The following is a 14141-nucleotide window of genomic DNA, read 5'->3' on the forward strand; positions in this document are numbered from 1 at the left end:
TTGGCTCAGCACAGCTCCCGAACTTTAGCGACGACACGCTCGACGGTCGGAAAACCGTTGAGCGCCTTGGAGAACGGGACGGGTGTGAACTTCGCCCCGACGCGGCCGACCGGCGCGAGCAACTCGTTGAACAAGGACTCGTGGATGCGGGCGCTGATCTCGGCCCCCGGCCCACAGAACTCGGTGGCCTCGTGCACCACGACGCACCGCCGCGTACGCTCCACCGACTCCAGCACGGTCGGGATGTCCAGCGGGACCAGACTGCGCAGGTCGATGATCTCGGCCTCGATCCCATTCTCCGCCAGTGCTTCCGCCGCCTGGGTGCAGACTCCGACGCCGGTTCCGTAGGTGACCAGGGTGACGTCCTCGCCGGTGCGCAGCGTCGCCGCCTTACCCAGCGGAATCGAGTACCGACCCTCGTCGACCGGTTCCTTGGTCGAATAGAGCAGTCCCGAATGCTGGATGAACAGGCACGGGTCCGGCGACTCCAGGCACGACTGCAACAGTCCCTTGGCATCGACCGGATTGGACGGCATGACCACATTGATCCCCGGCACGTGCATGAACCACGCCTCCAGCGACTGTGCGTGCTGCGCGCCGAAGTGGCTGCTGCCGATGACGGTGGTCACCAGGATCGGTGTGGGCGTCGCCCCGCCGGTCATGTACCGCAGTTTCGCGGCATGGTTCACCACCTGATCGAGTGCCAGGGTGATGAAGTCGAAGAACATGATCTCGGCGACCGGCCGGTAGCCGCCGAGGGCGAGGCCGACCGCGGTGCCCGCGATGGTGCCCTCGGCGATCGGGGTGGAGCGCACGCGATCTCGGCCGTACTCGCTCGACAATCCCTTACTGGTCTTGAACGGGCCGCCGATCGGGTCCTCGACGTCCTCGCCGAGGACGACGATCTTCGGGTCGGCCGCCATCGCTCTGTGGAAACCGGAGTTGATGGCCGCAGCCATCGTCATGGTCTTCTTCTCAGTCATGGTTCAGGCTCCGAACGAACTCGGGGTCGGCGAACACATCGGAGTCGATGGTCGCTGGGTCGGGAAATGGACTCGCTTCGGCATAGGTGAAGGCGTCGTCGACGTCGGCCTGTGCCCGTCGCTCGATCTCGGTGAGCGCGTCGTCGTCGAAGATCCCGTGCTCGGCCAGCCAGCGGCGGAAGTTGGGGGCCGGGTCACGCTCCATCGCCGCGGCGAGTTCGTCTTTGGGGACGTAACTGAAATCCGCGGTGCCGGTGTGGCCGGTCAGCCGGTAGTGCATGAACTCCAGGAACGTCGGCCCCCCGCCGGCGCGGGCACGTTCCACCGCCTCGCGGATCGCCCGCGTCGAGGCGAATGGATCGAACCCGTCGACGCGCTGCGTCGGCATCGCATACGACGCGGCCCGTTTGGCGAGTTCGACGTCGGGCGCGTAGTCAGCGATCGCGGTGTGCTCACCCCACTGGTTGTTCTGGCAGATGAACACGATCGGCAACTTCCACAGTGCGGCGAAGTTCATCGACTCGTGATAGGTCCCGATGGACGTCGCGCCGTCACCGAAAGTGGTGACTATCGCCCGGGATTCGCCGTCGAGCTGGGTCGCCATGGCCAGGCCGACCGCCAGCGGCAGCCCCTGCCCGACGATGCCGGTGGTCGCGGTGAACCCGACGGCCTGATCCTGCAGATGCATCGGGCCGCCCTTGCCCCCGGACATCCCGGGTGCCCGACCGTAGAGCTCGGCCATGATCGAGCGCAGCGTGGCTCCTTTGGCGAGGGCATCGCCGAGGTTCCGGTAGGTCGACACCATCTTGTCGTCCGCGTCGAGCACCGCGCCCATCGCCGCGCACACTGCCTCCATACCCCGCACCGGGTAGAAGGCCGCCTGGAGCCTGCCCGCCTTGGCCTCGCGAGCCGAACGCTCGTCGGCCAGGGTCGTGACGAGCATGAGGTGATACATCTCGGCGAGCTCGTCGTCGCTGAGGCCGGCGGTTACGCCATCATCTGAGGACATCTGCCCCTCCTGTCGGGTCGAAGACGGTGATTTACGGTTCACACCGAGACCGGCGTCTGGCTGAGTCGTTCGGTGACGGTCTGGCCGCAGATGCGGCCGAATCCGGTGGCGCTGGCCAGGGAACTTCCCGAGCCCACGTAGACCCGGCCCGAGATTCCGCCGGTACATTCACCTGCCGCGTACAGCCCGGGGATCACCTGACCGGTGCGGGCCAGCACCCGCCCGGCCTCATCGATCTTGAGGCCGAAGCCGGTGTGCGCGATCGCGGTCGGGCGGACCTCGACGGCGTAGAACGGACCGGTGGTCAGCGGGTTGAGGAACTTGGCCGGTTTGGCGTAGTCGGCGTCCTCGCCGAGTGCGACGAGGTCGTTGTAGCGGTCGATCTCACCGCGGAGGTCGACGTCCGGGATTCCGATCGACGCTGCCAGCGCTTCGACCGTGTCGGCGATGTGCACGCGCTCGTGTTCGGCGAACAACTCCATGACCTCGGCGGTGTAATGCTTCGGACGGAACGCGGCATGGTTGGGCCAGACCTGCTTGTAGGCGTCGCGGTAGCGGTCGGCGAGCGCGGCAGGCGGGTTCAGGCAGGCCTCGTCGAAGATCACGTAGCCGACGTTGCCCCGGTTTCGCATCAGCGCGTCGAGGATTCCGTAAGGCGCGGTCTCGTCGGCGAATCGCCGGCCGTGCCGGTCGACCAGGATGGTCCAGCCGGGCAGGAAGGCCTCGTGGACCTTGTCGACACCGGGGTTCAGCATCCGCAGACCCCGGTCGAATCCGGTGAGCTGGACGCCGAGCTGCTCGGCGAAGTCCAGGTGATCACCCTGCGCGCCGTCGGCCCCGATGTAGAAGCTCTCACCGGGCACCCACGCCGACGGGTAGCACTCGGCGAGACGGTCCGGGTTGGCACCGAATCCGCCGCTTGCCAGCACCACGGCCGCAGCGGTCAGCGTCTCTCCGCCCGACACGACTCCGACGACGTCACCGCCCTCGACGGCCAGCGAGCCGACCCGACGCCCGAAGGCGATCTCACCGCCGCGCGCGGTGTAGGCCGCCGCCAGCGCCTTGACCAGCGCCTGTCCGCCGCCCTCGACACAGTGCCCGCGAGGGCGGCTCTCGTCACCGCCGAAGATGAGCTGCTCGTAGAAGGGCACTCCGTGGCCCTGCAACCAGTCGATCGTCTCGCCGAGGGAGTCGGCCCAGCGTCGCACCGGCCCGGCCGAGAGATCCCAAGCGTTGAGAGACATGTATTCCCGGAACAGGTTGCCCTCTGCATCGTCGATGCCGGCGGCCTGCTGCAACGTGCTCCGGCTCGCCATGACGACGCCGCCGGACAGCCGGGACGACCCGCCGACCTCGCCTTGCGATTCGACGATGAGGACCGAGGCGCCGTGCTCGAGCGCGGACAATCCGGCGGACAATCCGGCCGCACCGGAGCCGATGACGATGACGTCGAAGTCGGGGGTTGTCATGGTTGAGCCTTCCCAGTTTCGTTGTGGTTCAGGGAGTTGTCGTGGTTCGCGACGTTTCGGAACGGTTCTCCGACGCGAAGGTGTGCGGTGTCGTTGAGGGACACGATTTCCCGGTGCCCGGCGCGGGACGCCATGATCCGGGTGATGCCGGTCGGGTCGGGCGAACGGACCACCTGCGCGGCCACGCCGAAAGCCCGGCGCACGATCTCGTCGATCACCTGGGGGCAGGCGCAGACGAGCACCCGCTGCCCGGGGTGATCGGCGATCACGGCGTCGACGGCGTCCGCGGTCGCGGGACTCGACCTGGGCGTCAACCCGGTCGCCGCGCCGATCGCGGCCGCGGTGTCGGCAACCGGTGGGCCCGCGGCGTAGAGCGCATCCCATCCACCTTCCGCGCCGAGCCGCCGCGCGACGGCCGGCGCCTGGTGTCCACCTGTCGCGCCGGGCACGAATGCGCCACCACCGTCGACGTCCCGGGTCGCAGGGTCGGCATGTTGGACGAAGATCAGTTCCACGAGGCACCCGCCCTCGCCACCGGAACACTCCTGACCGGAGCTCCGGGGGCGCGTGTCGGCGGCCGGGCGTTCAGTTCGCGGACCGACCACCCCGCGTCCGCGCGGTACTCGAAACGGCTGACCGAGCCGTAGTCGGGCGCGAACAGGCGTAGCGCCGACTCGCCGAGTATCCAGGCCAAGAAGATGTTGATGACTCCGCCGTGGCACACCGCGACCACCCGCTCGCCGACGTGCTCGATCCGGATCGCCTCGAGCGCGGTCACCACCCGCTGCCGGAACTCCTCGGCGGTCGTCCCCCAGGGGCTCAGGTCTCCTTCGCGGTATCGCTGCCACACGTCGGCACCGTCTTCGTAGTGCAGATAGTCGCTGTCTCGGTCGAACTCCGCGAGGTCGGCGACCTCGCTGACCGGGACGTCGGGGCCGAGCGCACACCGGGCGCTCTCGGTCGCCCGGCGCAGATTCGAGGCGAACACCGCGTCATAGCCGTCGGCCCGCAGCAGCCCTCCGGTTTCCTGCATCTGCGCGACGCCGAGAGGACTCAGCGGCGGATCGTTCTGGAGCTCTCCGGACGCGGCTCGGGCCGGCTCTCCGTGACGGACCATCGAGAGGATCACTGTCGACCCACCTTCCTCGGTGTGGGCACTGCCTCATGCCCCAATTACTCTAACACTAGATTTTCCATGCGTAGAGTAAACCTTCGTGCCGGCCCGGTCGGTACGCGCGGACGTGGCCGCGGCCGCGGCCCAGCGGCTCCTGTGATTGACGTCTCAGCCACTTTCGGTTAATACTCTATCCGTAGATTATCTTGCGATAGATGATTGCGCTATAGAGAACCTCATCCAGTCACGCGCAACGAAAGAGGAGAATCGTGGCCCACGAGCTCACCATCCTGCAGGCGGCCCGCATGAAGGGCCGCCTGTCGCCCGAACTCGCCGCGGCATCGACCGGTCTCGACGTCGACGCGGCGAGCGCCGTCCTGGCCGAGCTGCGCGATACCGGCCTCGTCAAGGGCGAGCCGTCCGTGCGCCTCACCCCGGAGGGCCGCGAACGTCTCGCCACCCTGGTGGCCGCGGAACGCGAGGGCATCGATCAGACCGCACTGAGCGTGCTCTACGGCGAATTCGACGACCACAACAGCGATCTCAAGCACATCATTACCGACTGGCAACTCCGTGACGGTGCACCTAACGACCACACGGACGCCACTTACGACGGTCAGATCATCGCGCGACTGGTCGCGCTCGACGACAGCTTCACCCCGCTGGTCGACCGCATGTCGGCGATCGCGCCCCGGCTGGCCACCTACCGGGCCCGCTTCGCCAACGCGATCGAGCAGATCACCGCGGGCGACAAGGGCTTCGTCGCGCGGCCCATCGCCGACAGCTACCACACCGTGTGGTTCGAACTTCACGAAGAACTGATCGGAATGCTCGGCCTCAGCCGGGCCGAAGAAGCGGCCGCCGGCCGCGCCGTCTAGGAGGGAACATACCGATGACGTTCATCTGGCTGGGAGATGCTCCCGATTTGGATCCCGCCCTCGTCGGCGGCAAGGCCCGCAGCATCAACCGGATGCGTGCCCTGGGGATGCCGGTGCCGCCGGCATTCGTCCTGTCCACCGCGTTCTGCGCGGAGGTCAGTGCCAACAGCGGTCGGCTCACCGACCGCATCATGCAGCACATGAGTGATGGCATCGACCGGTTGCAGGTCGAGACCGGCCGCCGCCTCAGCTGCGACACCGCGCCGCTGCTCGTCTCGGTTCGCTCCGGCGGCGCGCAGAGCATGCCCGGCATGATGGACACCGTCCTCAACCTCGGGATGAATACCGACGTGGAGCGCCGCGTGGCGGAATACAGCGGCAGTCCCGACTTCGCTGCCGACACCCACCGACGGTTCGTCGAGCAGTTCTCCCGGGTGGTCGGGACCGAGGCCACCGGCGTGCCCTGGGACGACCTGATCCTCGCGGCGGAGGCGGTGTTCGCCTCCTGGAACTCACCACGAGCTCGCTCCTACCGCGCGCACCACGACATCAGTCACGAGGGCGGCACCGCGGTGACCGTTCAGGCGATGGTCTTCGGCAACTACGACGAGAACTCCGGCACCGGCGTCCTGTTCAGCCGCAACCCGCTGACCGGCGATCCCGCCCCGTACGGCGAGTGGCTGCCCGGCGGCCAGGGCGAGGACGTGGTGTCCGGCCGGTTCGACGCCTTGCACCTCGAAGAACTCGAGAAGCAGTTGCCCGAGGTCCACGCCCAGCTGATGGCGGCCTCGGAAGCCTTGGAGCGACACAGTCGCGATGCCCAGGACATCGAGTTCACCGTCGAGAACGGGCGACTCTGGCTCCTGCAGACGCGCGCGGCCAAGCGCTCGCCGCAGGCGGCGGTCCGGATCGCGGTGACCCTCGCCCAGGAGGGCATCATCACGCGGCAGGAGGCGGTGGCCCTGGCCACCGATGCCCAGATCGCGGCGGCAACCGCACCCCACGTTGATCCGGTGGCGCGCCGCGACGCCACCCTGGTCGCCTCCGGACTGCCCGCGTGTCCGGGCGTGGCCAGCGGCCGTGTGGTCTCCGATTGCGAAGCGGCAGAGAAACTTTCCGATGACGGTATCCCGGTGATCCTGGCCCGTCCCACCACCGACCCCGACGATGTGGCCGGCATGGTGGTCTCCGAGGCCATCATCACCGAGATCGGCGGAGCCACAAGCCACGCCGCGGTGGTCAGTCGAGAACTCGGCACGCCGTGCATCGTCGGGTGTGGGCAGGGCGTCCTGGACTCCCTCATCGGGAAGACCGTGACGGTCGACGGCACCAACGGCGAGATCTTCGAGGGCATCCTGCCGCTGGCCGACGTCCACGGCAAGGAACACGACGCCGTCGTGCAACTGCGTGACTGGGCGACGGAAACGCCTGTGGCGGTAACGCGATGACCTTCGCCGCCCGGCTCGCCGGGGAGCGTCCCGACGAAGTGGCGCTCCGCGACGACGAGTGCGCGCTGAGCTGGCGCGACGTCGACGAACGGCTGCGTCCCGCCGTCAACGCCCTGATCGCCGCCGATCTCGGCACCCGGCGACGGGTGGCGATCCTCGCAGGCAACTCCGCCGAGACCCTGCTCGGATATGTCGCCTGCACTCTGGCGGGCTCGTCGGCCGTCGCGGTCAACTCGCATCTGACGGCGGCCGAGACCGCGTACATCCTGGAGGATTCCGGGGCACGGGCGGTGCTGTGTGACCGCGGGACCGCGCCAGTCGCCGCCGAGGCCGCACGACTCGCCGGCATCACCACGGTCGCCGCCTGGGGCCGATCCGCCGAACCGCTGCCCGCCGGCGTCGCCGCATGGCGGGACTGGGCCCGTGATCCCGCCGAGCCGCCGACCGATCTGACACCCCGCCGGACGCTGGTGTACACCTCCGGCACCACCGGACGGCCGAAGGGCGTCGAGTTGCCGTTCACCTCATGGGTGGGTGGCGCCGACATCACCCGGCATCTGGCCGGCCTGGCGCAGAACCGGATGGTGGATTTCGGCAGGCACCTGGTGGTCGGCCCGATGTATCACTCGGGTCCGCTCACCGGGACCCGACTTCTGGCCGGGGGTGCGCCGGTCACAGTGATCGGCAAGTTCGGGGCGGAGGCAGTGCTCGCGGCCATCGAACGGGACCGGATCGGCTCCACGATCATGGTTCCGACACATTTCCAGCGACTGCTGGCGCTACCCGAGGAGCGCCTCCGCACCGCCGATCTGAGCTCGCTGTGCTACGTCCTGCAGGTCGGCGCGAAGTGCCCGGTACCGGTGAAACATGCCATGATCGACTGGCTCGGCGATCGCGTCTGGGAGAGTTACGGCGCCAGTGAGGTCGGTACGACCTGCATGATCAGCTCGTCGGAGTGGCTGGAGCGTCCCGGATCGGTCGGTCGCGCGGTACCTCCTTTCGAGGCCTACATCCTCGGCGACGACGGGCAGCCGGCGCCACCGGACACCGAAGGCCCACTGTGGTTCCGCGACACCAGCGGCCACGGGATCAACTACATCATCGGCGCCGGCAGTGGCCAGGAGTTCACCCTCGGCGAGATCGGGAGGATGGACAGCGACGGCTACGTCTGGATCACCGACCGTCTGTCGGACATGGTCGTCTCGGGCGGCGTCAACATCTATCCCGCCGAAGTCGAACAGGCTCTGGCCCAACATCCGTCGGTCGCCGACGTCGCATGCTTCGGGTTGCCACACGACGAGATGGGCGAGAGCCTTGCCGCGCTCATCGTTCCTGCCGATCCGTCATCTCCGCCGGATCGCTCCGAGCTCGAGCAGTTCGCGCGGAGCCGACTGGCCGGCTACAAGATCCCCCGGCAGGTCTACCTGACCGAATCGCTGCCGCGCACCGCGGTGGGGAAGCTGGACAAGAAGGCGATGCGTCGCCTGCCCGGGAGTGGTTCCGGCGAGATCCGCTCGCTCGGCGACCATCTCGGCGCCGCTCGGTGAGTCGGCCCTCCGGCCGAAAACTCGATGAGTAGACTAATGAGAATGGTGGGTAAACGAGTGACAAGCACAGAGGTCACACCGGACACGATGACCGACCCGGTGGATTGGGCTCGGCACTACTGGGAGCAGCAGAAGCTCGACGGTGACGAACAGCGGTTCCTCACCCTCACCTCGCTGCTCCGGTATCAGCGCCTGGTGGCCGACGAGGTGGACTCGGAGCTCAAGAAGCACGGGCTCAACATGACCGACTACCTGTTGCTCATGACGCTGCAGCTCTCCGAGCACGGGACCCGGCTGATATCCAGCCTCGCCCGCAACCTGATGGTGCATGCGACGACCGCGACGCTGGCCACCGATCGGCTCGAGCAGCGCGAGCTCCTCGCGCGCAGTCCGCACCCCACCGATCGCCGGGCCACCTGCGTGACGATCACCCAGAAGGGTCGCGAGGCCATCGACACCGCGACCCGCGCTCTGACGGCCATCGACTTCGGAATGCGTGGTAGCAGCCCGACTGATGTGACCCAGCTGCACGACGCGCTGACCGCCATGCGGCAGAGCGCCGGGGACGCCTGATTCTCACCCTGCGTGTATCACGGTCATCTCCCGAAAGGACGCCACACTGAAGGCTTGGGTATTCAACGGCGCAGGAAGGCCTCTGGAACTGCAGGATGTCCCCGACCCAGTGGCCCAGCCCGGCTAAGTGGTCGCGCTCGTAAGTTCGTCGGGGGTCAGGCAGCGCGGGGCTGGGCGGAGATGTGCTCGGTCATGGGTGGGCAGGTTTGTGGTCGTCGAGTCTGGTCAGGACGTCGGACAGGTCGGTCGTTGTGAACTTCCATTTGAACGGCTAAGCGGCCTGGTTGTAGTGGGTCTCGAAAGCGGACAGGCGGGCAGCGACCTCGTCGGTGTCGGAGAAGTTGTTGGATGTGACCACTTTTCGTTGGACACCGGAGAAGAAGATCTCGATCTGGTTCAACCAGGACGCGTGGACGGGTGTGTGCACCATGATGGCGTTGGGGAATTGTTCGGCGAGGCGATCGACCGCGGCTTGTCCACCGTGAGACGAGCCGTTGTCAACAATCCAGAACACCGGTCAGCTGAGGCGTAAGGCTCCTGGGTCATGACCTGCTCGACGAGACGGGCGAACGGAATGATGCCGGTGGTGCCCTCGCAACGACCGAATACTTGGGCGCGGTCAACATCGTAGGCGGCCAGGTAGGCGACCGCGCCGTAACCGTGAGCGACTGGACCGCGCCGGCTCCGAGGCGTTGCTGCACGAGGTGACGCCCTGGTGATGCGCCTGGTCGAGCTGCCGCGTCCCGTAGTTGCCGCCGTGGACGTCTGGTAGTCGGCGTGGGTGTCTCCCTGGCTCTGGCCTGTGACCTGTTGCTGGTCTCCGCACGGACCCGGTTTCGGTTGGGTTTCTCAGGGGTCGGTCTGATGCCGGATGGTGGAGCGTCCGCGTTTGCTGGCCGCCAGCCTCGGCCGTGCTCTCGCTCAGCGCATGGTGCTGCTGGAAGAGGAGCTCGATGCCGAGACATTGGTCGCCGTTGGGCTGACCGATCGGGTGCATGCGGTGTCGTCCTTCCTCGACGAGGTCACCGCTGCTGCGCGACGACGGGCGGCCGGTCCGGCAGTTGCACTCGCTTACGGGCTCTCCGCTGTCAATCAGGCAGCGTTGGCGGAAATGAAAGCGTCATTTGCACGCGAGGTCGCAGGGCAGGTGGACCTGATGGACCGATCCGACTTCGACGAGGGCGTCCGCGCGGTGCTCGAGGGTCGAACTCCTCAGTGGAGTGACGAGCCACCCAAAACCCCAATACCGACCTGAATCACGGGGCGCCCATCGTTCATCCGACCTACAGGTAGCCGCCGAGGTGTGATCCGCCGGGTAGATGTGGTTGTCGTGGACGGGTCGAACCGGGCCTTGCCGCGGCACCCGCATCGTGCGGGGGTCGATGGTCGATGGCAGTCGAGTCGAACACCGTTCGGCGAGAACGGACTGTCGGTGCGGTGGATCCGCCATAACTCGGTTCCGGCCGCGATGATCTCGGTGTGCACGGGTGCGCCGTGAGAGGTTCGCACTCGCTCGCATGCCCCGGCGGGCCGTGTCGGGGACATTGTCGCCCGCGATCTCGGTCAGCTCACCGGCCTCGAGATCCTCGAGCGGGCTGCGACCGTCGAGAATGTCCGTACCCGTCGGCCACCACGACGCCGCACCGTACAGGCCCTGTGCCACCGCGAGCCGCCGGTTCGCGTACTTCACCTGGTCATGGATTTGTGCCGCGTCCGGTCTAACTGGAACGCAGGGTACCGGTAGTTCGGGCGGGTCCCGATTGGTAACCCGATCAGCTTCCCCACTTTCCGCCGCTTCGGTGCGACGCTGCGGATCGGCTCACTCGTCCGTGATGTCCGCACTCGTCCGGGCTCGTCGTCGGCGCGGTCGTCGTCTTGCTCGCGCACCTGATTCCGAAACGGAAGAAGCGCGCCGCTTGGCCGCGGTGGCCGACACCGCCCGCCGCGTCGGGTGCACTTCGCGTCGTTCACGCGCGAGGCAGCGATTCCGGCACCCGTCACATTAGGATGCGCTGCAGGGCTTTCGCCGAGTCGAGGATCGCCGGATGCTCCAGGTCCAGGGGTTCGACCCGCACCAGTTCGGGCCGCAGCCAGGAGGCCAGCACCGACCACTGCGGGCGGTGATACGACCACCACGACACCGCCTGCCACGCCCGATCCGCCGTGTGGGGTTCGGTCTCCGACCAGATCCGATGCCCCCACCCCTGGGTGACCGTCAGATTCCGGGTCACCACCTGGGTCGGGCGCAACCCCAACCGCACCAACTGGGCCGGGTCGTCCAAATCGAGGACCCGCAGATCATAAGGCAACTCGAACACCCCGAGCGCCCGCCGCGAACCAGGGAGTAGCGGGAACTCCAGCATCGACGCCTCCCAGCGGGCGAGGTTCCCGAAACTTTCCCCGCAGGCCGCCTCCGCCAGTCGGGAGAGGTACCAGACGTGATAATCCGGGTGATCGATCCGGCCGCCGCGCTGCGGCCGATGCTCATACATGGGGTGCCCCGGCTGCCCCGGTGCCGCCGCGGACAGGTACGGGAAGATGCGGTAGACCAGCACTCAGGCGGCCCCGCCCCACGCCTGCGCATCCAACGCTTCGAGCACCGGAGCAGGACCGGACAGTTGCAGCACATCGAGCGGACGCGCCCCGTCGAGATATGCGTTGGCGCTCTCGAGCCAGGTGTGGGCGGCCGTCTCCCCCCAGACCAGGCGGGCGCGGGCCAGGACGTGCTCGAGGTCGATCAACAACGGCGCCGCGGCCGGGCCCGGCCGCTCCACACCCTTGATCCACCGCGAGGGCTGCGACCGGTTCACCCCGACGATCGCCGCCAGCTGCGTGCCACCGAACGCGCCGGTCAGGTACCGCACCCGCTCCGCCGACAACGGATCATCGGCGGCCACCCGCGGCGACCTCCCCGCGTGACCACTTGCCCGCGCCGCACGCCCCGCGGCCTTCTTCGCCGCAGCCGCCGCCGTTGCCTCGTCTCGCGCCTTTACCGTCGCCATACACCCATCCTACCCAACATTTGTGTTGGGTAACACCCGGTCCCCGCGGCCGTGACCCTGAGCCGGGCCGGAGCACACCGAAGAATCATTGAATGGCTAGCGAACCGCCTGACCTGCTCCTGATTACGCCAGAATCTTCGATTCCCGATCAGTCACCCGAAGCGGCCGCTCGACGTGGGACAACGGCTAACGTGAGGACACGCTTTCCGCACATTCGCAGACCGAGGAGTCCGACATGGCCTCGCCGATCTCCTCCGGACGGCGTACCGGCGCCACTCTCGCTCTGGCCGCTGCGACGGTTCTGATCGGCTCGGCCCCCGCCGGTGCCGGCCCCGCCGCCCCGCCGATTCCGCGGGGCTCCCTCGTGTTCGTCAACGACGTGCTCGGTCCGCAGGACCCCGGCTTCTGGAACCCCGACGTGCCGGGAACCCGCGTTCTGACTCCCGTCGAGCCCGGGGTGAGCGTGCTGTGCACCAGCGGCTTCGAACCGACCCCCGGCTGCTCGACACTCGACATGCGCGACTGGACCTCGCCGCAGCGCTCCCTCGTATTCGTCGACGTACCCGTGATCGGACGGGCACCACTGCGTGTGTGGATGGACATCCTCCCCGCCTGTGACGAGGGCGCCCCGGGCCAACTGATGGAACACCTCTTCCCTCGCTGACAGCGGGCATTCTCCGGTGCGTGCGAGCCGCCACCCTCGGTGGGCTACGAGATGCCCTGCGAGGCAACCGATCCTCGCTCCAAGAGGAAACGCGATGACCAGATAGAACCACGGGTAGACGACACCGATCCCGTCCGCTGTTAGCCGGTGCCTCACCCGATGCTCACCTCACGGGCGAAACCACCCGCCCCCGACAATCGGCCACCGCGGCCCACCAACCCACCGCGAAGATCACAGGGCTCCTTGCGATGTCGAGCAGTCCATCACCAACTCCCCCTCGCGGCGTGTCACCGCCCCGGCACCCACGAGCAGGCTCGGGGGTGTCAGCGCACCGGCGGCTCCGCCCCGGTCGCCGGGCACATCCCAATCACCGGCGTGAACGACGAAGGCCCTCGAGGACAGCCGGCGCCAAACGGCCTTGCTCAGGCACTACCAGTACCGAAGATCCTCACCGAGCTTGCATCTCTGCGCATCGACGAGATGTGTGTGCACCTCCAGCACGACCTGAACCAGCAACCCACCCCAGGCCCCGCCACCGCATCCCCATCCGGCCCAGCCGACGAATACACCCGCGCCCATGCTGCCGCCCGCACCGCCGGCCAGAACCTCGAAACCTCCGGTCCACGAACGCATCACCGACGCCCTCGAACAACCCGAATAGCAGGTTCAGTCGGGGTGAAGAGCAGCTCCATCGTCATGAAGGACCATGCCACCAGCGCCGCCATCGGCACGAACGCGCACACTAACGGCAGGGCGAAGTCCACCCCCGGAACTGCCGCGGCGACGCGGCCCGTGGCGGCGACGACCTACGAGGCCATCTGTTCCCCGGTGACGAGGAAAATCACCCGGCGCCCGACCACGACGGCATGGTCGCCGAAGCGCTCGTAGAAACGCCCCAACAAGGTCACATCGACCGCGGCCGGGATGCTGCCGGTCCAGGCCGGATCCTCGATCAGGGTGAGCAACCGCCGGTGCAGGTCGTCGAGCTCGTCGTCGCGTCTACCGATCTCGGCTGCCAGTTCGGGATCGTGTGTGCGCAGGACCCGTTCGGCGAGGCCGGCCAACTCGGCCGCCACCCGCCCCATCTCGGAGAGCAACTCCTCCGCCGCACCGGAAGCGACGTGCTCGGGATGACGCCGGCGGACACTTTCGGCCACATGCTGCACCAGCCCGCCCATCCGGCTCAGATCCGCCACCAGGTGCACACCGGTGACAACCTGACGGAGATCACGCGCCACCGGGCCCTGCAACGCCAACAGCGCCATCGCCAGGTCCTCACACGGACCGCGCAGTTCCTCGATCTGTTCGTTCAGGTCGAACACCCGCTCCGCCAGCGGCAGGTCAGCGAGCACCAGAGCCTCGGTCGCCGCCTGGACCGCCTCCCCGGCCAGCCGGCACATCGACGCCAGACGGTCTGTCAGCTCGTCGAGCTGCTCGTGAAACTTCATCCGCAT

The 14141-nt window shown here is 67.7% G+C and carries 16 protein-coding genes; 6 read left to right on the top strand and 10 right to left on the bottom strand.

The window, feature by feature from the left end; all coding sequences use genetic code 11:
- Window positions 1–5 precede the first annotated feature (5 nt).
- The 5 genes from HYG77_RS32980 to HYG77_RS33000 are packed head-to-tail and all read right to left on the bottom strand — an operon-like array spanning window position 6 to window position 4590.
- Complete coding sequence (locus HYG77_RS32980; protein ID WP_244461464.1) at window positions 6–983, bottom strand: alpha-ketoacid dehydrogenase subunit beta; 978 nt, start codon at window positions 981–983, stop codon at window positions 6–8.
- On the bottom strand, window positions 976–1992 hold the full coding sequence (locus tag HYG77_RS32985) for a thiamine pyrophosphate-dependent dehydrogenase E1 component subunit alpha (RefSeq protein WP_208963843.1): 1017 nt from the start codon (window positions 1990–1992) through the stop codon (window positions 976–978). The genes HYG77_RS32980 and HYG77_RS32985 overlap by 8 nt, the downstream gene beginning before the upstream one ends.
- 38 nt (window positions 1993–2030) lie before the next feature.
- Window positions 2031–3461 carry an FAD-dependent oxidoreductase gene (locus tag HYG77_RS32990; protein WP_208963844.1) on the bottom strand — a complete coding sequence of 477 codons (1431 nt, stop codon included), beginning with the start codon at window positions 3459–3461 and terminating at the stop codon, window positions 2031–2033.
- On the bottom strand, window positions 3458–3976 hold the full coding sequence (locus HYG77_RS32995; protein ID WP_208963845.1) for a hypothetical protein: 519 nt from the start codon (window positions 3974–3976) through the stop codon (window positions 3458–3460). The genes HYG77_RS32990 and HYG77_RS32995 overlap by 4 nt, the downstream gene beginning before the upstream one ends.
- Window positions 3967–4590: a histidine phosphatase family protein gene (locus HYG77_RS33000; RefSeq protein ID WP_133987222.1), complete on the bottom strand. Its 624-nt coding sequence runs from the start codon at window positions 4588–4590 to the stop codon at window positions 3967–3969. Before HYG77_RS33000 ends, HYG77_RS32995 begins: the two co-directional genes overlap by 10 nt.
- Before the next feature lie 254 nt (window positions 4591–4844).
- Between HYG77_RS33000 and HYG77_RS33005 the strand changes: the two genes are divergently transcribed.
- The 4 genes from HYG77_RS33005 to HYG77_RS33020 are packed head-to-tail and all read left to right on the top strand — an operon-like array spanning window position 4845 to window position 9021.
- Entirely contained in the window at window positions 4845–5453 is a 609-nt protein-coding gene (locus HYG77_RS33005) for a hypothetical protein (protein WP_244461465.1), read from the top strand.
- Window positions 5454–5467: 14 nt separating this feature from the next.
- A complete protein-coding gene (locus HYG77_RS33010; protein ID WP_208963846.1) occupies window positions 5468–6901 on the top strand; it encodes a pyruvate, phosphate dikinase in 1434 nt (477 codons plus the stop codon).
- Entirely contained in the window at window positions 6898–8448 is a 1551-nt protein-coding gene (locus HYG77_RS33015; RefSeq protein WP_208963847.1) for an AMP-binding protein, read from the top strand. The genes HYG77_RS33010 and HYG77_RS33015 overlap by 4 nt, the downstream gene beginning before the upstream one ends.
- A gap of 57 nt (window positions 8449–8505) precedes the next feature.
- Window positions 8506–9021, top strand: coding sequence for a MarR family transcriptional regulator (locus HYG77_RS33020; RefSeq protein ID WP_244461466.1), 516 nt, complete (start codon window positions 8506–8508; stop codon window positions 9019–9021).
- A 271-nt stretch (window positions 9022–9292) separates the two neighbouring features.
- Here HYG77_RS33020 and HYG77_RS41030 read toward each other — a convergent pair whose 3' ends face one another.
- Window positions 9293–9535 (bottom strand): transposase, encoded by a 243-nt coding sequence (locus HYG77_RS41030; RefSeq protein ID WP_348273598.1) that lies wholly within the window; start codon window positions 9533–9535, stop codon window positions 9293–9295.
- Between the two features lie 375 nt (window positions 9536–9910).
- On the opposite strand from HYG77_RS41030, the gene HYG77_RS33030 reads away from it, so the two are divergent.
- On the top strand, window positions 9911–10276 hold the full coding sequence (locus HYG77_RS33030) for an enoyl-CoA hydratase-related protein (RefSeq protein ID WP_208963848.1): 366 nt from the start codon (window positions 9911–9913) through the stop codon (window positions 10274–10276).
- 742 nt (window positions 10277–11018) lie between these two features.
- Here HYG77_RS33030 and HYG77_RS33035 read toward each other — a convergent pair.
- Both HYG77_RS33035 and HYG77_RS33040 read right to left on the bottom strand, forming a co-directional pair.
- A complete protein-coding gene (locus HYG77_RS33035; RefSeq protein WP_208963849.1) occupies window positions 11019–11576 on the bottom strand; it encodes an RES family NAD+ phosphorylase in 558 nt (185 codons plus the stop codon).
- Entirely contained in the window at window positions 11577–12023 is a 447-nt protein-coding gene (locus HYG77_RS33040; RefSeq protein WP_244461467.1) for an antitoxin Xre/MbcA/ParS toxin-binding domain-containing protein, read from the bottom strand.
- A 235-nt stretch (window positions 12024–12258) separates the two neighbouring features.
- On the opposite strand from HYG77_RS33040, the gene HYG77_RS33045 reads away from it, so the two are divergent.
- On the top strand, window positions 12259–12687 hold the full coding sequence (locus HYG77_RS33045) for a hypothetical protein (RefSeq protein WP_208963850.1): 429 nt from the start codon (window positions 12259–12261) through the stop codon (window positions 12685–12687).
- 429 nt (window positions 12688–13116) lie between these two features.
- Here HYG77_RS33045 and HYG77_RS33050 read toward each other — a convergent pair whose 3' ends face one another.
- Window positions 13117–13320, bottom strand: a complete 204-nt coding sequence (locus HYG77_RS33050; protein WP_208963851.1) for a hypothetical protein — start codon at window positions 13318–13320, stop codon at window positions 13117–13119.
- Between the two features lie 173 nt (window positions 13321–13493).
- Window positions 13494–14141, bottom strand: a complete 648-nt coding sequence (gene phoU / locus HYG77_RS33055) for a phosphate signaling complex protein PhoU (protein WP_208963852.1) — start codon at window positions 14139–14141, stop codon at window positions 13494–13496.

Source organism: Rhodococcus sp. ZPP, from assembly GCF_017656075.1.
GTDB classification, from domain to species: Bacteria; Actinomycetota; Actinomycetes; order Mycobacteriales; family Mycobacteriaceae; genus Rhodococcus_F; species Rhodococcus_F oxybenzonivorans.